The organism is Streptomyces sp. KL116D, assembly GCF_030766975.1.
Taxonomy (GTDB): Bacteria; Actinomycetota; Actinomycetes; order Streptomycetales; family Streptomycetaceae; genus Streptomyces; species Streptomyces longispororuber_A.
The window spans coordinates 44642-62004 of the sequence record NZ_JASERH010000015.1 but is presented as its reverse complement, the minus strand read 5'-3'; the positions used below and the strand labels follow the sequence as shown (position 1 = coordinate 62004).

The following is a 17363-nucleotide window of genomic DNA, read 5'->3' as shown; positions in this document are numbered from 1 at the left end:
GGGCGGGACCGCCCGTTCATCATTGTCGATCAAGGCCCCGGGCCACAAACCAGCGACCGGCCCCGGCCCGCTTAGGGTGGTGCGTCATGAGTTGGCTGATCACCGGCGGAGCCGGATACATCGGGGCACACGTGGCACGCGCGATGGCGGGCGCCGGGGAGCGCGTCGTCGTCCTCGACAACGTCACGTCCGGGGTGCCGGACCGGCTGCCGGCCGGCATCCCGCTGGTGCGCGGCTCGGCCCTGGACGCCGATCTGGTCCGCCGGGTCTGCGCCGAGCACGCGGTGACCGGTGTCGTGCACCTCGCCGCGCACAAGCAGGTCGGCGAATCGGTGGCGAGGCCCGAGCTCTACTACCGGGAGAACGTCGGCGGTCTCGCCACGCTCCTGGAGGCCGTCGCCGCGGCGGGCGTGCGGCGCTTCGTGTTCTCGTCGTCGGCCGCGGTCTACGGGAACCCCGACATCCCCGTCACCGACCTCATCACCGAGTCCACGCCGTGCGCGCCCGTGAACCCGTACGGCGAGACCAAGCTGGCGGGCGAGTGGCTGGTGCGGGCGGCCGGGCAGGCGCACGGGATGGCGACCGTCTGCCTGCGGTACTTCAACGTGGCCGGCGCCGCCGAGCCCGCGCTCGCGGACACCGGCGTCTTCAACATCGTGCCGATGGTCTTCGACCGGCTGACCCGGGGCGAGGCCCCGCGGATCTTCGGCGACGACTACCCGACCGAGGACGGCACCTGCGTGCGCGACTACGTGCACGTCTGCGACCTCGCCGAGGCGCACCTCGCGGCGGCCCGCCGGCTGGCCCGGCCGGACGCCGGCGGCGACCTGACCCTGAACATCGGCACGGGCCGGGGCGTCTCGGTGCGCGAGCTGGTCGACGTGATCGCCGAGGTGACCGGGGACCGGACGCCCGCGATCGTCGAACCGCGGCGGCCCGGGGACGCGCCGCGCGCGGTCGGCTCCTCGGCGCTGGCCGAGAAGGAGCTCGGCTGGACGGCGAGCCGCGGGGTACGCGACATGGTCGGGTCGGCCTGGGCGGGCTGGTGTCTGCGGCACCCGGAAGCGGCGTCCCGCTGATCGTCGAAGCGCCCTGACCTGCGGACTCGCAGACGTTCATGGAAGCGTTCGTTTCCGCAGGTCAGGGCACATGACAACGGTGTTCAGTGCAGTGTTTGCAGATACCCCCTCCCCGTAGTTCACTGTGATCGCCGCCCTGGACCGGGGCGGCACGGCGAACCGATACGGAGGGCGGTTTCGATGGGGGCCGGACACAGCCACGACCACGGGCACGGGCCCACGACCGGGACGGCGGCCGCCGCTCACAGGGGGCGGCTGCGGATCGCGCTCGGCATCACGCTGACCGTGATGGTGGTGGAGATCGTCGGCGGGGTCGTGGCCGACTCGCTCGCCCTGATCGCGGACGCGGCGCACATGGCGACGGACGCGCTCGGACTCGCGATGGCGCTGCTCGCGATCCACTTCGCGAACCGCCCGGCGAGCGAACAGCGCACCTTCGGTTTCGCGCGCGCCGAGATCCTGGCCGCGCTGGCCAACTGTCTGCTGCTGCTCGGCGTCGGCGGCTACGTCCTGTACGAGGCGATCCAGCGGTTCATGGAGCCGGCCGAGACGGCGGGCGGGCTGACGATCGTCTACGGCCTGATCGGCCTGACCGCGAACATGATCTCGCTGTCGCTCCTCGTGAAGGGCCAGCAGGAGAGCCTGAACGTGCGCGGCGCCTTCCTGGAGGTGGCCGCGGACGCGCTCGGATCGGTGGCGGTGCTCGTCTCGGCCGTGATCATCCTGACCACGGGCTGGCAGGCCGCCGACCCGATCGCCTCGATCGTCATCGGCCTCATGATCGTGCCGCGCACGGTGAAGCTGCTGCGCGAGACCCTGAACGTGCTCCTCGAATCGGCGCCCAAGGGCGTCGACATGGCGGAGGTCAGGTCCCACATACTGGCGCTGCCGGGCGTCGAGGACGTGCACGACCTGCACGCCTGGACGATCACCTCGGGCATGCCGGTGCTCTCCGCGCACGTGGTCGTCAGCCCGGACGTACTGAGCGCGATCGGCAACGAGAAGATGCTGCACGAGCTGCAGGGCTGCCTCGGCGACCACTTCGACGTCACCCACTGCACCTTCCAGCTGGAGCCGAGCGGGCATGCGGAGCACGAGGAGAGGCTGTGCCACTGATCACGTTCCGTGCTACCTTGGCCATTGATCTTTGAGGAGGTGGGTTGATGACTGTCGTCGCGGTGACCGCTGCCGTGCGCAGCGACAGGTGCATCCCCACGTCCCGGGCCGTCTTCGGCTGAGCGACCTCTCGCCGGCCGGGCCCCTTCACTCAAAGGCTCATCACGTTGACCGACGACAACGTCGTACATGATTCCGTTCCCCGTCCCACGGACGGGTGGACCACCCGACCCGAGACGGCCGCCGACCGCGCGGCCGTGCACAAGGTCAATGCCACCGCTTTCCCGACCGCGGCCGAGGCCGACCTCGTGGACGCCCTGCGGCTCGACGAGGACGCGTGGCTGGAAGGACTGTCGTACGTCGCCGAGGCGCCGGACGGCAGTGTCGTGGCACACGCGCTGATCACCCGCTGCACCGTGGACGGACGGCCCGCGGCCGCCCTCGCCCCCTGTGCCGTACGTCCGGAGTACCAGCGCACGGGCGCCGGATCGGCCGTCGTACGCGCGGTGCTGGACGCGGCACGCACACGCGGGGAGCGACTCGTCCTGGTTCTCGGCCACCCCGAGTACTACCCGAGGTTCGGCTTCACGCCCGCCTCGGCGTACGGCATCAGGCCCTCCTTCGAGGTACCGGACGAGGCGATGATGGCGCTCGTGCTGGACTCCGGCGGCGGTTCCTGGCAGGTCCCGCGGGGCACGATCTCCTACCCGGCCCCGTTCGGCGTCTGACCGGCGCCTACGGTGGTCCCGCCCGGCCGCGCGGCCGGGCGGGACATGCCAGGGGTGCGCGGCCGTGCGAAGACTGTCCGTTCTGTACGGCAGACTTGGGGCTCGAGGACCGAAGCGAAGGATGGGTATGCCGACCACACCTGCCACCGCGGCGAACAGCTCGTCGAACGGCACCGGAGAAGCGATCTTGCTGGAACTCGTCGACGAGGACGGCAGGACGATCGGCACCGCGGAGAAGCTCGCGGCCCACCAGCCGCCGGGGCAGCTGCACAGAGCGTTCTCGGTGTTCCTCTTCGACGAGCAGGGCCGGCTCCTGCTCCAGCAGCGGGCGCTCGGCAAGTACCACTCCCCCGGCGTCTGGTCGAACACCTGCTGCGGGCACCCGTACCCGAGTGAGGCGCCGTTCGCCGCCGCGGCCCGGCGCACCTTCGAGGAGCTGGGCGTCTCGCCGTCGCTGATGGCGGAGGCCGGCACCGTGCGCTACAACCACCCGGACCCGGCGTCGGGCCTGGTGGAGCAGGAGTTCAACCACCTCTTCGTGGGCATGGTGCAGGCGCCGCTCGCCCCGGACCCGGAGGAGGTCGGCGAGACGGCGTTCGTGACGGCGGGCGAGCTGGCCGAGCGGCACGCGAAGGACCCGTTCTCCGCGTGGTTCATGACCGTCCTGGATGCCGCGCGCCCCGCGGTCAGGGAGCTGACCGGTCCCGGCGCGGGCTGGTAGCCGAGCGCTCAGACGCTCGCGGGCTTGAGGGGCAGGGCGGCCCAGATCACCTTGCCCCCGCTCGCGGTGTGCTCGACGTCGCAGACGCCGCCCGCCTCACCGGTGATCTCCCGGACGAGCAGCAGACCGCGGCCGCCCGTCTGGCCGCTGGTGGCCTCCAGCGCCGTGGGGCGGTAGGGGTGTTCGTCCTCCACGGAGACCCGCACCCACTCCGCCCCGACCGCGACCTCCACGGCGAGCATCGGCGAGAGCAGGGCGGCGTGCTTCACCGCGTTCGTGACGAGTTCGGAGACGATCACGAGCAGTCCGTGCACCAGGTCGTCGGAGGCGGGCACGCCCTGCCGGGCGAGCAGTTCGCGCACCGCCCGCCTGGCCTGCGGCACGGAGGCGTCGATCGCCTGGGCGGTGAACCGCCAGACCCCCTCGTACGGCAACGGCCCGCCCGATGGCTGATCGGGGGGCACGCTCCCGTGCTCGCTCATCGTCCGGTCGCCGCCCTTGCGCTCGATTGTCACCACCCTTCGAGTGTTGGGAATCAGCTGGTCCGGACCGGATGACTGACCAGAAGTCAGCGAGTATCGACGGATTTTGACCGCTGCCGTATGACCAGGTCAGCCCTGCGACCGGTCCTGCCCCAGTTGTTCCTCTTTCGGCGGCTCTTCAGCTTGTTCTACGAGGTGGACGATGCGCCGGCCGCCGAGGCCCATGGCCAGCAGGCCCAGGCCGTCGAAGAGCAGGGCGAGCGAGAAGAAGCAGCCCAGGACGTACCGGCTGGACTCCGGCCAGTTGCCCAGGACCAGCACGCCGAGCAGGATGCCGAACGCGCCCTGCACCAGCGTCCAGCCGAACTGCGGCCCCCGCACGACGAGTCCGCCCACGAGCCGGAACACACCACCGGTGAGGAAGAGCAGGGCCGCGAACATGGTGAGGGCCTCGGCGGTGCCCTCGGGGTGGCGGATCACGACGACACCGGCCGCGAGGTTCAGGGCGGCGACCACGACCGCGAGCCAGAAGAAGCTGGTGCCGCGCGACTGGATCGCGTGCAGCAGGCCGACGAGCCCGCCGATCAGCAGCAGCCAGCCGAAGAGCAGCATCGACGTCAGGGTGGCGAACGCGGTGTAGGCCAGGCCGACCAGACCGGCGAGCACGAGCAGCCCGCCGAGCAGGGCGAGCCAGCCGAGGCCGCGCCGCAGTTTCTTGCTCTGTGCTTCGGGCATGGGCGCCTCCCGTCCTGTCGGCACCCCCTTCCCGATCGTACGTTCGCCCGGGGCGGATAGCATCCGGCGCATGTCCGAGCTGCCGCCGCCCCAGATCACGTACTCCGTCGCGGACGGGGTCGCCACCGTCGTCATCGACCATCCGGCCAAGCGCAACGCCATGACCGACGCCATGTGGGCCGCGCTGCCGCCGCTGCTCGCGGGGCTCGCGGCGGATCCGGCGGTGCGGGTCGTGGTGCTCACCGGGGCCGGTGCGACGTTCTGCGCGGGCGCCGACATCTCGACGCTCAGAACCGGTGCGGCGCAGGGGCTCGCGGTGGCGGCCGAGGAGGCGCTCGCGGCGTTCCCGAAACCGACGCTCGCCGTGGTGCGCGGCTACTGCGTGGGCGGCGGCAGCCAGTTGGCGGCCGCCTGCGATCTGCGGTTCGCCGCCGAGGGCGCCCTGTTCGGGGTGACCCCGGCCAAGCTCGGCATCGTCTACCCGGCGTCGTCGACCCGGCGGCTCGCCTCGCTGGTGGGCCCGGCGACCGCCAAGTACCTCTTGTTCTCGGGCGAGTTGATCGACACGGAGCGGGCGCTGCGGTCCGGGTTCGTGGACGAGGTGTGGGCCGGGGCCGAGCTGGACAAGCGGGTCGCCGAGTTCACCCGGGTGCTCGCCGCCCGCTCGCAGCTGACGCAGGCGGCGGCGAAGGAGTTCGCGGCCGGGCGCACGGACCGGGACGCGTACTGGGCCGAGCAGGCGCGCGGCAGCGGCGACACCGCGGAGGGTGTCGCCGCCTTCCTGGAGCGCCGGGTCCCGGACTTCACCTGGACCGTGTGACCCCGCTCCCCGTCACGTCAGGACGAAGCGGCTCTTGGCCCGGAACTCCTCGACGAGGTGGGCGGGCGCCTTCTGCGGGGAGCCCGCGTCGTAGGGCGGCTGCGGGTCGTACTCGGTCAGCAGTTGCACGGCCTGGGCGTGCTCGTCGCCCGCGATCCGGCCGAGCAGGGTCAGCCCCATGTCGATGCCGGACGACACCCCGGCCGCGGTGACGTACTTGCCGTCGATGACGACGCGCTCGCCCGTCGGCTCCGCGCCGAACTGCTTCAGGAAGTCCAGGGCCAGCCAGTGCGAGGTGGCGCGGCGGCCCGCGAGCAGTCCCGCGGCGGCCAGCAGCAGCGATCCGGTGCACACGGACGTCGTCCAGGTGCTGTGCGCGTCGGCCTCGCGCAGCCAGGCAAGAAGTGCCTCGTTCTCCATCTGCGGGGTCTGGCCGGGGCCGCCGGGGACGATCACGATGTCCGGGTGCGGCACCTCGGCGAGGTCCCGGTCGGCGACGAGCGCGAGCGTGCCGGTGTCGCTGCGCACCGGTCCGCGCTCCTCGGCGACGAAGACGAGTTCGGCGTCGGGCAGGCGCCCGAGGGTCTCGTAGGGGCCGACGGCGTCGAGGGCGGTGAAGCGGTCGAAGAGGACGACGGCGATCTGCATGGAGTTCCCTTCCATGGTCGGACGGTCAGCTGGATTTCCGTGGTCGGACGGTCAGAGGGTGGCGCGCGGCGCGTGGAACCGGCGGCGGTACTCCGCCGGTGACGTGCCGAGGGTCTTGAGGAAGGCGCGGCGCATCGCTTCCGGGGTGCCGTAGCCGGTGGACCGGGAGATCTCCTCCACGCCGTCCGTGGTGTCCTCCAGGAGCCGGCGGGCGTGTTCCACCCGGACGCGCTCCACGTACTTGCCGGGGGTCAGGCCGGTCTCGGACTGGAAGGCGCGGGCGAAGTGCCGGGGCGAGAGGCGGGCGCGGGCCGCCAGGGAGTCCACCGACAGGTCGTCGCCGGGGTGCTCGGTGATCCACTGCTGGACCTCGCGGAGCGGCTCGCGGCGGGCTGTCTGGGCGGCGAGCTGGGCGCTGAACTGGGCCTGGTTGCCCGGGCGGCGGAGGAAGACGACGAGGTGGCGGGCGATGGTGAGGGCCGTGTCCCTGCCGTGGTCCTCCTCCACGAGCGCGAGGGCGAGGTCGATGCCCGCGGTGACGCCGGCGGACGTGGCCACGTTCCCGTCGCGTACGTAGATGGGGTCGGGGTCGACCTCGATCTCCGGGTGGTCCTGCGCCAGCTTGGCGCAGTACGCCCAGTGGGTCGTGGCCCGGCGGCCGTCGAGGAGGCCCGCGCGGGCCAGCAGGATGGCGCCGGTGCAGACCGAGACGATCCGCTCGGCGCGCGGGGCGGCCGTGCGCAGCCAGTCGACCAGCCGGGGGTCGGGGGTGCGCGTGCCCTGGCCGCCGGGGACGAGCAGGGTGTGCGGGGCGGGGGCGTCCGCCAGGGCGTGGTCGGGCACCAGCGTCAGTCCGCTCGACGTGCGCACCGCGCCCCCGTCCAGGGAGGCCGTGCGGACCCGGTACCCGGCGGCGCCGGTGGCCGGCCCCGCTCCCGCGAACACCTCGACGGGGCCGGTGACGTCGAGGCTCTGGACGTCGTCGAAGAGGAGGACCAGGACGGTGCGTGGCGGCATGACCTCATTCTTCGACCGGTGCCGCCATGGCCGCAATGACGAGTTCCCCTCCTTTCCTGCCATGGTCGGGTCCCCCGCGTCGCCAGCCGTACCAACCGGTCGGTAACGTGCGGGCATGACTCCTGACCCGCGCCTTCGTGACGCCCGCCGCTGTCACCACGTGCTCAACCCGTTCCACTCGACGCACTACTTCTCGCCCGACCTGGGCAGAGAACTGGCCGCGGTCGGCGTGCCGGACCGCAGCGCCGCCTACCTCGCGGTGCGGTCGGCCCCGATGGGCGCCGTCGGAGCCGGCACGGTCACGGCCACCTTCTACAACTTCAAGCACGACCTGGTCGCGCGGCACGTGCCCGAGGTGTGGAAGGCCGCGTCCCCGGAGACCGTCCTCGCGGCACGCGCGCGTGCCGTGGACGCGACGCTGCGCCGGCTGCTCGGCGACGAGGTGCTCGCCTCCAAGGAGATGGCCGAGGCCGCCGAACTCGCCCTGCGCGCGACCGAGGCGTGCACCCGGCACGCCCGGCCGCTGTACGCGGCCCACGCCGACCTCCCGGTCCCCGAGGCGCCGCACATGGCGTACTGGCACGCCGCGACCCTGCTGCGCGAGCACCGCGGCGACGGCCACCTCGCCGCGCTGCTGGCCGCGGGACTCGACCCGGTGGAGGCCCTGGTCAGCCACGTCGCGACCGGCAAGGGCATGGCCCCGAAGTTCCTGCTCGCCACGCGCGGCTGGAGCCGGGACGAGTACGACGCGGCGGCCGGCCGGCTGCGCGCCCGTGGACTCCTCGCCGCCGACGAGGAGTTGACGCTCACCGAGGAGGGCGTCCGGCTGCGCGCCGAGATCGAGACGCGCACGGACGCCATGGACCTCGCTCCGTACGAGCACCTCGGCGAGGACGGCGTGGCCCGGCTCACCGAGCTGGCCGCCGGGTTCATCGGGGCGGCGCTGGAGAACGGGGCGTTCCCCGCCGATCTGATCGGCAAGGCCGCCTGACGTCTGAGCACGTCTGAGCACGGCGGGGCGCGGTGCCCGGCGCGGGTGACCCGGTCAGCGCCCTGATCCCCCGTTGTCGGTGTCACCTGCCACAATTGCCGCGCAACCTCAGTCGACATAGGCGGTACGGGATCGTGGCGACACCCACTGTTGGGTCCATCGAAGGCAGGATTGCCGAAGAACTCGGCGTACGGGAGCGGCAGGTGAAGGCTGCCGTCGACCTCCTTGACGGCGGTTCGACGGTGCCCTTCATCGCTCGTTACCGCAAGGAGGCGACGGAGTCGCTCGACGACGCCCAGCTGCGCACCCTGGAGGAGCGGCTGCGGTACCTGCGCGAGCTGGAGGAGCGGCGCGCCGCCGTCCTCGACTCGGTGCGCGAGCAGGGCAAGCTGACCGAGGAGCTGGCAGCGCAGATCCGCGCCGCCGACACCAAGGCGCGCCTGGAGGACATCTATCTGCCGTTCAAGCCGAAGCGGCGGACGAAGGCGCAGATCGCCCGCGAGGCGGGCCTCGAACCGCTGGCGGAGGGGCTGCTCGGCGATCCGACGGTCGACCCCCAGGCCGCCGCGGCCGCGTTCGTCGACGCCGACAAGGGCGTCGCGGACCCGCAGGCCGCGCTCGACGGCGCGCGGGCCATCCTCACCGAGCGGTTCTCCGAGGACGCCGACCTGATCGGTGAGCTGCGCGAGCGCATGTGGGTGCGCGGGCGGCTCGCGGCGAAGGTGAAGTCGGGCAAGGAGGAGGCGGGCGCCAAGTTCGCCGACTACTTCGACTTCGCGGAGCCCTTCAAGGAGCTTCCCTCGCACCGCGTCCTGGCGATGCTGCGCGGCGAGAAGGAGGACGTCCTGGAGCTCGTCCTGGAGCCGGAGGAGCCGGCCGACGAGACGTCCGGGTCCACGTCCGCCACGTCCGCCACGTCCTCGTACGAGCCGATCGTGGCCGACCGGTTCGGGATCAGGAACCAGGGGCGTCCGGGCGACAAGTGGCTGCAGGACACGGTCCGTTGGGCCTGGCGCACCCGCATCCTCGTGCACCTCGGCATCGACCTGCGGCTGCGGCTGCGCACGGCCGCCGAGGACGAGGCGGTGAAGGTGTTCGCGGCGAACCTGCGGGACCTGCTGCTCGCCGCCCCCGCGGGCACGCGCGCGACGCTGGGCCTGGACCCCGGTTTCCGTACGGGCGTGAAGGTGGCGGTCGTCGACGCGACGGGCAAGGTCGTGGCGACCGACGTCATCCACCCGCACGTCCCGGCGAACCGCTGGGACGAGGCGATCGCCAAGCTGGCGCGGCTCTCCAAGGAGCACGCGGTCGACCTGATCGCGATCGGCAACGGCACGGCGTCGCGCGAGACCGACAAGCTCGCCGGTGAACTCATCTCCAAGCACCCGGAGTTGAAGCTCACCAAGGTGATGGTGTCCGAGGCGGGCGCGTCCGTGTACTCGGCCTCCGCGTTCGCCTCGCAGGAGCTGCCGGACATGGACGTGTCGCTGCGCGGCGCCGTGTCCATCGCGCGGCGCCTCCAGGACCCGCTGGCCGAGCTGGTGAAGATCGACCCGAAGTCGATCGGCGTCGGGCAGTACCAGCACGACCTGAGCGAGGTGAAGCTGTCCCGTTCGCTGGACGCGGTGGTCGAGGACTGTGTGAACGGGGTGGGCGTCGATGTGAACACCGCCTCCGCGCCGCTCCTCGCGCGCGTGTCGGGCATCGGCGCGGGCCTCGCGGAGAACATCGTGGCGCACCGCGACGCCAACGGCCCGTTCGGCAACCGCAAGGGCCTCAAGGACGTCGCCCGGCTCGGCCCGAAGGCGTACGAGCAGTGCGCGGGCTTCCTGCGGATCCGGGGCGGCGACGACCCGCTGGACGCGTCGTCCGTGCACCCCGAGGCGTATCCCGTGGTGCGGCGGATGGCCACGTCGACCGGGGGCGAGGTCGGTTCGCTGATCGGCGACACGGGGACGCTGCGCTCGCTCAAGGCGGCGGACTACGTGGACGACACGTTCGGTCTGCCGACCGTGACGGACATCCTGAAGGAGCTGGAGAAGCCGGGGCGCGACCCGCGGCCCGCCTTCAAGACGGCCACCTTCAAGGAGGGCGTCGAGAAGATCTCCGACCTGGAGTCGGGGATGGTCCTGGAGGGCGTGGTGACGAACGTCGCCGCCTTCGGGGCGTTCATCGACATCGGTGTGCACCAGGACGGGCTGGCCCATGTGTCGGCGCTGTCGCGGACGTTCGTGAAGGACCCGCGCGACGTGGTGAAGCCCGGCGACATCGTCAAGGTGAAGGTCCTCGACATCGACGTGCCGCGCAAGCGGATCTCGCTGACGCTGCGGCTCGACGACGACGCCGCCTCCGGCGGTCAGCGGGGGCAGCGCGGGCAGGGCGAGCGTGACGGTGGCCGGGGCCGTGGTGGTGACCGGGACCGGAAGCCGCCGCAGCAGAAGTCCCGCCGGGGTGGTTCCGGCGGGTCCGGTGGATCCGGCGGTTCCGGTGGGGGCGGTGGCGGTCGGCCGCGGTCCGCTCCGGCCGCGGCGAACTCGGCCATGGCCGATGCGTTGCGCAAGGCGGGGCTGGCCTAGGCGCCGTAGGGGCTGATGTCTCGCGGGGAGCTGCGGGCCGGTCGTGGCCGGTCGCGCAGTTCCCCGCGCCCCTGAAGGGGCGCCCTCGTCCTGGGCTCGGGCTAGAGTTCCGTCACCTTTCCCTCTGCCACCTCGAAGCGCCTCGTCGTGCGGACCGCGTTCAGCATTCTGCGGTCGTGGGTGACCAGAAGGAGGGTGCCCTCGTAGGACTCCATGGCCGATTCGAGCTGTTCGATCGCCGGGAGGTCCAGGTGGTTCGTCGGCTCGTCGAGGACCAGGAGGTTGACGCCCCGGCCCTGGAGGAGCGCGAGGGCGGCCCGGGTGCGTTCGCCGGGTGAGAGCGTTGCCGCGGGGCGCAGTACGTGGTCCGCCTTGAGGCCGAACTTGGCGAGCAGCGTGCGGACCTCGGCGGGTTCCGTGTCGGGGACCGCCGCGCAGAACGCGTCGAGCAGGGCCTCCGGGCCGTGGAACAGGGCGCGGGCCTGGTCGACCTCGCCGACCACGACGCCCGAACCGAGCGTCGCGTGGCCGTCGTCGAGCGGGAGCCGGCCGAGCAGGGCGCCGAGGAGCGTCGACTTGCCCGAGCCGTTCGCCCCGGTGATCGCGACGCGGTCGGCCCAGTCGATCTGGAGGGTGACCGGCCCGAAGCGGAAGTCCCCGCGGCGCAGTTCGGCGTCGCGCAGGGAGGCGACCACGGCGCCGGAGCGCGGGGCCGCCGCGATCTCCATGCGCAGCTCCCACTCCTTGCGGGGCTCCTCGACCACGTCGAGGCGCTCGATCATGCGCTGCGTCTGACGGGCCTTGGCGGCCTGCTTCTCGCTGGACTCGCTGCGGAACTTGCGGCCGATCTTGTCGTTGTCCGTCGCCTTGCGCCGCGCGTTCTTGACGCCCTTGTCCATCCAGGAGCGCTGCATCTGGGCGCGTCCTTCGAGCGCCGACTTCTTGTCCGCGTACTCCTCGTACTCGTCGCGGGCGTGCCGCCGGGCGACCTCGCGCTCCTCCAGGTAGGCGTCGTAGCCGCCTCCGTAGAGGTTGATCTGCTGCTGCGCGAGGTCGAGTTCGAGGACCTTGGTGACGGTGCGGGTGAGAAACTCGCGGTCGTGGCTGACGACGACGGTGCCCGCGCGCAGTCCGCGGACGAACGACTCCAGGCGCTCCAGACCGTCCAGGTCGAGGTCGTTCGTGGGCTCGTCCAGGAGGAAGACGTCGTAGCGGGACAGCAGCAGCGACGCGAGGCCCGCCCGCGCAGCCTGGCCGCCGGACAGCGACGTCATCGTCTGGTCGAGGCCGACGGTGAGGCCCAGCTGCTCGGCGACCTCCTCGGCGCGTTCGTCGAGGTCGGCGCCGCCCAGGTGCAGCCAGCGGTCCAGACTCGTGGCGTACGCGTCGTCGGCGCCCGGTGCGCCGTCGACCAGGCCCTGGGTGGCCTCGTCCATGACGCGCTGGGCCTCGGCCACGCCGGTGCGGCGGGCCAGGAACTCCCGGATCGTCTCGCCGGGGCGGCGGTCGGGCTCCTGCGGGAGGTGGCCGACGGCCGCGGTCGGCGGGGAGAGCCGCAGCTCGCCCTCCTCCGGGGTGGCGAGGCCCGCGAGGAGGCGGAGCAGGGTGGATTTCCCGGCTCCGTTGGCACCGACGAGCCCGATCACGTCACCGGGGGCGACGACGAGGTCGAGGCCGGAGAAGAGCGAGCGGTCGCCGTGACCGGCGGCGAGGTTCTTGGCTACGAGAGTGGCAGTCATCAGGGCGTCGATCCTAGTCGGCGCCGGTTTCAGAGCAGACCGGCGAGCTTGTAGAGGACGAGGGAACCCGCGACGGCGACGTTGAGGCTGGCGCCGTGGCCGACCATCGGGATCTCCACGCAGACGTCGAGGAGGTCGAGCGCCTCCGGCGGGATCCCGGACTGTTCGTGGCCGAGGACGACGACGGTCGGCTCGCGGGCGGTGGGCAGGTCGGCGAGGCGGACGGCCTCGTCGGCGAGTTCCACGCCGACGATCCGGGCGCCGCGCTCCCGCTGCCGGCCCAGCCACCCCAGGGGGTCGCCGGTCCAGTGCGTGCACAGCGGGCGGCGCAGCGTGTTGCCGCGCGCCAGCGCCTCCGGCACCCACGGGAAGCGGGGCACGGTCAGGCACGCGCCGACCGCGTCGCAGGTGCGGGCGAGCGTGCCCAGGTTGGCGCCGTGCAGCGGCCACAGCGGGGCCGCGTACAGGTGGTCCCAGCAGGAGTGGGCGCGGTTTCGGCGGGCCCGGCGCAGTTCGTCGGGGGTGCGGGGGCGGATCCGCGGGCTCATCGGCCCGTGGAGGCACGCCTCACGGTCTCGGCAGGATGCATCGTCGTACGGCGATCAGCGGCTCGCCGGGGCCGGTCAGGGACAGGGGCAGGGTGGGTCAGCGCGCCATCGGCGCCACCAGCACGCTCCCGGTGGTGCGTGCCACGAGGAAGGATTCCCCCTTGGTCGCCTTGTTGTCGAGCGGAATTCGGTGCTTGCCGGGGTCGAGGACCTCGTCGAAGACGTCGTGGACGTGGGCGCGGTAGAGGCGGTCGAGGCGGTAGGCGGTGAGCTGGACGCGGCAGGTGGAGGTGACCTCGATGCCCGCCTCGCCGTCGGCGGCGACGAGCCGGGTCAGACGGCGCCGTTCCCGGGGGCTGCGGTCGAGGGCCGCCTCGATCTGGGCGACCAGGAGGGGGATGATCGGGGCGAGTCCGTCGACGTACGCCACCTCGGCACCGGCCCGCTCGAACGCCCGGCGCACGGCGTCCCGTTGGGTCTCGTCGACGGCGCGGCCGAAGGCGACGGCACCGTACGCCCGCAGTTCCTCCGGGGGCACGCCGGCGGCGTCGTGGGTGATGTCCGCGCCGATGCCGATGGTGCGCAGCGCGGCGGCGAGTTTCGCGAGGACGGCGACGCGGGCGCCGATGAGCAGCACCCGGCGGCGGGCGGCCGGTTCGGTGGGGCCGGTGAGCAACTGGCCGAGGGCGGCGCGGTACTCGGTGCCGCGGAAGCGGAACGGGCCGATGCCGTGGTAGCCGTTGAGCTCCAGGTCGGCGTGGTCGTCGGTCTGCCAGGCGAAGTCGCGCCAGACGAAGTCGTCGCCGGACCGCTCGATGACGGCGGTGACGGCGCCGCACTCCAGGCCCTCGCACTCGGGGCAGCCGTAGATGACGTAGCGGCCCTGCGCGAGGGGCGCGTCGGCCTCCAGGAGCAGGCTCCTGACGTGGTCGGTGAAGATGGCGGGCGGGATGTCGGCGGCCAGCGGGGAGACCGCGTCGAGGTCGGAGAGCTGGAACAGCAGCGGGCGCCCGTCGACGATGAAGTCCACGAAGTCCCGGTGGACTTGGTAGTCACCGTTGGCGAGAACTCCACCGGCGCGCATCGCCGGTGCCAGGCCGAAGGTCGCGTACTCGGCAGACATGGTGTGAGTATCCCCACCCGACACCCTTGTTGAGCACGGCATGACACATTCCGCTACCGTCCGGGCGTGGACAGTGATGCGAGCGGTGACGTGATCGTGATCGGCGGCGGGGTCATCGGCCTGTCGACCGCCCTGGTGCTGGCGGAGCACGGCCGGCGGGTGAGGGTGTGGTCGCGGGAACCGGCCGAGCGGACCACCTCGGCCGTCGCGGGGGCGTTGTGGTGGCCGTACCGGATCGATCCGGTGGAGCGGGTGGGTCCGTGGCCGGTGCGGTCGCTGCGGCGCTACGAGGAGTGGGCGGGCCGTCCGGAGGAGACCGGCGTACGGATGGTCGACGGCGTGCACGCGGACACCCGGCTTGCCGGGCTCGGGGCGTGGGCCGGGGAGGTGGCCGGGCTGCGCGAGACGGACCGGGGGCTCGCGGCGCGGCTGCCGCTGCTCGACATGCCGGCGCATCTGGCGTGGCTGCGGGGCGAGTTGGCGGCGGCCGGGGTGCCGGTGGAGGTGCGGGAGGTCGGCTCGCTCGACGAGGCGTTCGCGTGCGCGCCGGTCGTCGTGAACTGTACGGGGCTCGGGGCGCGGGAGCTGGTGCCGGATCCTGCGGTGCGGCCGGTGCGGGGGCAGCTCGTGGTGGTGGAGAACCCGGGCGTACGGGACTGGTACACGGCGGCCGATCCGGCGTCCGACGCCACCACGTACTACTTCCCCCAGCCGGGCGGGCTGATCCTGGGCGGTACGGCGGAGGACGGCGCGTGGTCGTTGGTGCCGGATCCCGGCGTGGCGGAGTCGATCGTGGCGCGGTGTGCGGTGGTGCGGCCGGAGATCGCGGGGGCGCGGGTGCTGGGGCATCGGGTGGGGTTGCGGCCCGCGCGGGGTGTGGTGCGGGTGGGGCGGGACGTGGGGGCGGGTGGGCGCTTGCTGGTGCACAACTATGGGCATGGGGGTGCCGGGGTGACGGTGGCTTGGGGGTGTGCGGAGGAGGTGGCCGGGTTGGTCGCGGGGGCCTGAGCCGGGGGGCTGGTGCGGGGGTGTGGCCCGGGCCTCGGTGCTGGTGCGCTGCACCGGGGGTCCTGAGGTTGCGGCGTGGCCCGGGCCCGGGTGCTGGTGCGCTGCACCGGAGGTCCTGAAGGGGCGGCGTGGCCCGGGCCCTGTGCGGCGTTGCGCGGCACCGGGGGCCGCCTTGCCCACCCTGCCGCCCCAGGCGGCAGATTGCCCAAGGCGGGGGCGGGGCGGAGGTTGGAGGCGGGGGGAGGTCGTACGGGGTGGGGTGGGGGGCAGGGGCAGGGGCTGGAGTGGGGGGCAGGGGCTGGGGTGGGCCCCTGCCAGTGGGGGGTCAGGAGTGGTTGTGGGGGGTGTCTTCGTTCTGGGGGGATTCGGGGTCCTGGGCCGTGCCCGGCTCGACCAAGTGGACGCCGATGGGGTCGCCCTCCGTCTCCAGGCTGTCGCCGGGGCCGATCCGGATCTCGAACTCGCCGCCGTACTTCTCGTGGCCCGCGACGACGGCCGCCTCGACGACCTCGATGCCCATGTTCCCGCGGACGATCAGCGGGTCCTGGCGCAGGTCGCGCATGAGGGCCACGCACATGCCGATCATGACGAGGGTGAAGGGCGCCGCGACGAGGATCGTCAGGTTCTGCAGGCCCGTGAGGGCGTTGTCCGAGCCGTCGCCGATGAGGAGCATCACCGCGGCCACCGCACCGGTCACCACGCCCCAGAAGATGACCACGAAGCGGCCCGGTTCGAGCGCGCCCTTCTGCGAGAGGGTGCCCATCACGATGGAGGCCGCGTCGGCGCCCGACACGAAGAAGATGCCCACCAGGATCATCACGAGGAGGCTGGTCGCCGTCGCGATGGGGAACTCGTGGAGGACACCGAAGAGTTGGGCCTCCGGAGTGGTGGCGTGGCCCAGCTGCCCGCGCTCCTGCATCTTCATCGCCGTACCGCCGAAGATCGCGAACCAGAGCAGGCTGACCGTCGACGGCACGAGGATGACGCCGCCGACGAACTGGCGGATCGTGCGGCCGCGGCTGATGCGCGCGATGAACATGCCGACGAAGGGCGTCCAGGAGATCCACCACGCCCAGTAGAAGACCGTCCAGCTGCCGAGCCAGTCGGCGACGCCCTTGCCGCTGGAGGCCTCGGTGCGGCCGATGAGCTGGGGCAGGTCACCGAGGTAGGCGCCGAGGGAGGTCGGCAGCAGGTCGAGGACGATGATCGTGGGTCCGGCGATGAAGACGAAGACGGCCAGGATCAGGGCGAGCACCATGTTGGTGTTCGACAGCCACTGGATGCCCTTCTCCACCCCGGAGACGGCGGAGGCGACGAACGCGACGGTGAGGACCGCGATGATCGCGACGAGCAGACCGGTGTTCGCGTCGTCCATCCAGTTCAGGACCTCGAAGCCGGAGCCGATCTGCAGCGCGCCGAGCCCGAGTGACGCGGCCGAGCCGAACAGCGTCGCGAAGATCGCGATGATGTCGATGACCCGGCCCCACGCGCCGTGCGCGCGCTCCTCGCCGATGAGCGGGACGAAGACGGAGGAGATGGTCTGCCGTCGGCGGCGGCGGAAGGTGCTGTAGGCGATGGCGAGTCCGACGACCGCGTAGATCGCCCACGGGTGCAGCGTCCAGTGGAAGAGCGTGGTCGCCATGGCCGTCTCCATGGCTTCCGCGGCGTCCGCCGGTTCCGTACCGGGCGGCGGCGTCGTGAAGTGCGCCAGCGGCTCGCTCACTCCGTAGAACATGAGCCCGATGCCCATGCCGGCGCTGAACATCATGGCGACCCACGAGACCGTGCGGAACTCCGGCTCCTCGCCCTCCTTGCCGAGGGTGATCTTCCCGTAGCGGCTGACGGCCAGCCAGAGGGCGAACACGACGAAGCCGCTGGCGGCGAGCATGAACGCCCAACCACCGTTGTGGATCAGACCGTTGAGGAGCCGGGTGGAGACGCTCTCCAGGTTGTCGGTGGCGACGGAGCCCCAGACCACGAAGGCCAGGGTGAGCACGGCGGTGACGCCGAACACGATCCGGTCCGTGGCGGG

General features: G+C 72.4%; 16 protein-coding genes. 8 read left to right on the top strand and 8 right to left on the bottom strand.

Features of this window, described 5'->3' with window-relative positions:
* The first annotated feature begins 86 nt into the window (after positions 1–86).
* The 4 genes from galE to idi all read left to right on the top strand — a co-directional run bounded on the left by galE (position 87) and on the right by idi (position 3644).
* The gene (gene galE / locus RBJ77_RS05620; protein WP_372343956.1) at positions 87–1079 is read left to right on the top strand and encodes a UDP-glucose 4-epimerase GalE; all 993 of its coding nucleotides are present in this window, start codon (positions 87–89) and stop codon (positions 1077–1079) included.
* A 180-nt stretch (positions 1080–1259) separates the two neighbouring features.
* Positions 1260–2195 carry a cation diffusion facilitator family transporter gene (locus RBJ77_RS05615; RefSeq protein WP_372343955.1) on the top strand — a complete coding sequence of 312 codons (936 nt, stop codon included), beginning with the start codon at positions 1260–1262 and terminating at the stop codon, positions 2193–2195.
* Positions 2196–2362: 167 nt separating this feature from the next.
* Positions 2363–2923: a GNAT family N-acetyltransferase gene (locus RBJ77_RS05610; RefSeq protein WP_372343954.1), complete on the top strand. Its 561-nt coding sequence runs from the start codon at positions 2363–2365 to the stop codon at positions 2921–2923.
* A 127-nt stretch (positions 2924–3050) separates the two neighbouring features.
* Positions 3051–3644 (top strand): isopentenyl-diphosphate Delta-isomerase, encoded by a 594-nt coding sequence (idi, locus tag RBJ77_RS05605; protein WP_372343953.1) that lies wholly within the window; start codon positions 3051–3053, stop codon positions 3642–3644.
* Positions 3645–3652: 8 nt separating this feature from the next.
* On the opposite strand, the gene RBJ77_RS05600 is transcribed toward idi, so the two are convergent.
* Positions 3653–4126, bottom strand: coding sequence for an ATP-binding protein (locus RBJ77_RS05600; RefSeq protein WP_372343978.1), 474 nt, complete (start codon positions 4124–4126; stop codon positions 3653–3655).
* A gap of 129 nt (positions 4127–4255) precedes the next feature.
* Entirely contained in the window at positions 4256–4861 is a 606-nt protein-coding gene (locus RBJ77_RS05595; RefSeq protein WP_372343952.1) for an HdeD family acid-resistance protein, read from the bottom strand.
* 70 nt (positions 4862–4931) lie between these two features.
* Between RBJ77_RS05595 and RBJ77_RS05590 the strand changes: the two genes are divergently transcribed.
* Complete coding sequence (locus RBJ77_RS05590) at positions 4932–5681, top strand: enoyl-CoA hydratase/isomerase family protein (RefSeq protein WP_372343951.1); 750 nt, start codon at positions 4932–4934, stop codon at positions 5679–5681.
* Positions 5682–5693: 12 nt separating this feature from the next.
* Here the strand turns inward: RBJ77_RS05590 and RBJ77_RS05585 are convergent, their stop codons facing one another.
* The gene (locus tag RBJ77_RS05585; RefSeq protein WP_372343977.1) at positions 5694–6329 is read right to left on the bottom strand and encodes a DJ-1/PfpI family protein; all 636 of its coding nucleotides are present in this window, start codon (positions 6327–6329) and stop codon (positions 5694–5696) included.
* Positions 6330–6380: 51 nt separating this feature from the next.
* Positions 6381–7346 carry a GlxA family transcriptional regulator gene (locus RBJ77_RS05580; protein WP_372343950.1) on the bottom strand — a complete coding sequence of 322 codons (966 nt, stop codon included), beginning with the start codon at positions 7344–7346 and terminating at the stop codon, positions 6381–6383.
* Between the two features lie 115 nt (positions 7347–7461).
* Here RBJ77_RS05580 and RBJ77_RS05575 point away from each other — a divergent pair, with 115 nt between their 5' ends.
* Positions 7462–8337 (top strand): hypothetical protein, encoded by an 876-nt coding sequence (locus RBJ77_RS05575; RefSeq protein ID WP_372343949.1) that lies wholly within the window; start codon positions 7462–7464, stop codon positions 8335–8337.
* Between the two features lie 134 nt (positions 8338–8471).
* Complete coding sequence (locus RBJ77_RS05570; protein WP_372343948.1) at positions 8472–10913, top strand: Tex family protein; 2442 nt, start codon at positions 8472–8474, stop codon at positions 10911–10913.
* 101 nt (positions 10914–11014) lie between these two features.
* On the opposite strand, the gene RBJ77_RS05565 is transcribed toward RBJ77_RS05570, so the two are convergent.
* The 3 genes from RBJ77_RS05565 to RBJ77_RS05555 form a co-directional block, all read right to left on the bottom strand.
* Positions 11015–12652, bottom strand: a complete 1638-nt coding sequence (locus RBJ77_RS05565; RefSeq protein WP_372343947.1) for an ABC-F family ATP-binding cassette domain-containing protein — start codon at positions 12650–12652, stop codon at positions 11015–11017.
* 29 nt (positions 12653–12681) lie between these two features.
* Positions 12682–13200, bottom strand: coding sequence for a TrmH family RNA methyltransferase (locus RBJ77_RS05560; protein ID WP_372343946.1), 519 nt, complete (start codon positions 13198–13200; stop codon positions 12682–12684).
* 97 nt (positions 13201–13297) lie between these two features.
* Positions 13298–14323: an oxidoreductase gene (locus tag RBJ77_RS05555; protein WP_372343945.1), complete on the bottom strand. Its 1026-nt coding sequence runs from the start codon at positions 14321–14323 to the stop codon at positions 13298–13300.
* Positions 14324–14389: 66 nt separating this feature from the next.
* Between RBJ77_RS05555 and RBJ77_RS05550 the strand changes: the two genes are divergently transcribed.
* Complete coding sequence (locus RBJ77_RS05550) at positions 14390–15331, top strand: NAD(P)/FAD-dependent oxidoreductase (protein ID WP_372343944.1); 942 nt, start codon at positions 14390–14392, stop codon at positions 15329–15331.
* Between the two features lie 325 nt (positions 15332–15656).
* Here RBJ77_RS05550 and RBJ77_RS05545 read toward each other — a convergent pair whose 3' ends face one another.
* Positions 15657–17345, bottom strand: a complete 1689-nt coding sequence (locus RBJ77_RS05545; protein ID WP_372343976.1) for a BCCT family transporter — start codon at positions 17343–17345, stop codon at positions 15657–15659.
* Positions 17346–17363: the final 18 nt, after the last annotated feature.

What these genes read in the sequence shown, in the direction of transcription:
- galE (WP_372343956.1), top strand. Translation starts at nt 87, where the DNA reads ATGAGTTGGCTGATCACCGGCGGAGCCGGATACATCGGGGCACACGTG.
- RBJ77_RS05615 (WP_372343955.1), top strand. Translation starts at nt 1,260, where the DNA reads ATGGGGGCCGGACACAGCCACGACCACGGGCACGGGCCCACGACCGGG.
- idi (WP_372343953.1), top strand. Translation starts at nt 3,051, where the DNA reads ATGCCGACCACACCTGCCACCGCGGCGAACAGCTCGTCGAACGGCACC.
- RBJ77_RS05600 (WP_372343978.1), bottom strand. Translation starts at nt 4,126, where the DNA reads ATGAGCGAGCACGGGAGCGTGCCCCCCGATCAGCCATCGGGCGGGCCG.
- RBJ77_RS05595 (WP_372343952.1), bottom strand. Translation starts at nt 4,861, where the DNA reads ATGCCCGAAGCACAGAGCAAGAAACTGCGGCGCGGCCTCGGCTGGCTC.
- RBJ77_RS05590 (WP_372343951.1), top strand. Translation starts at nt 4,932, where the DNA reads ATGTCCGAGCTGCCGCCGCCCCAGATCACGTACTCCGTCGCGGACGGG.
- RBJ77_RS05585 (WP_372343977.1), bottom strand. Translation starts at nt 6,329, where the DNA reads ATGCAGATCGCCGTCGTCCTCTTCGACCGCTTCACCGCCCTCGACGCC.
- RBJ77_RS05580 (WP_372343950.1), bottom strand. Translation starts at nt 7,346, where the DNA reads ATGCCGCCACGCACCGTCCTGGTCCTCCTCTTCGACGACGTCCAGAGC.
- RBJ77_RS05575 (WP_372343949.1), top strand. Translation starts at nt 7,462, where the DNA reads ATGACTCCTGACCCGCGCCTTCGTGACGCCCGCCGCTGTCACCACGTG.
- RBJ77_RS05565 (WP_372343947.1), bottom strand. Translation starts at nt 12,652, where the DNA reads ATGACTGCCACTCTCGTAGCCAAGAACCTCGCCGCCGGTCACGGCGAC.
- RBJ77_RS05560 (WP_372343946.1), bottom strand. Translation starts at nt 13,200, where the DNA reads ATGAGCCCGCGGATCCGCCCCCGCACCCCCGACGAACTGCGCCGGGCC.
- RBJ77_RS05555 (WP_372343945.1), bottom strand. Translation starts at nt 14,323, where the DNA reads ATGTCTGCCGAGTACGCGACCTTCGGCCTGGCACCGGCGATGCGCGCC.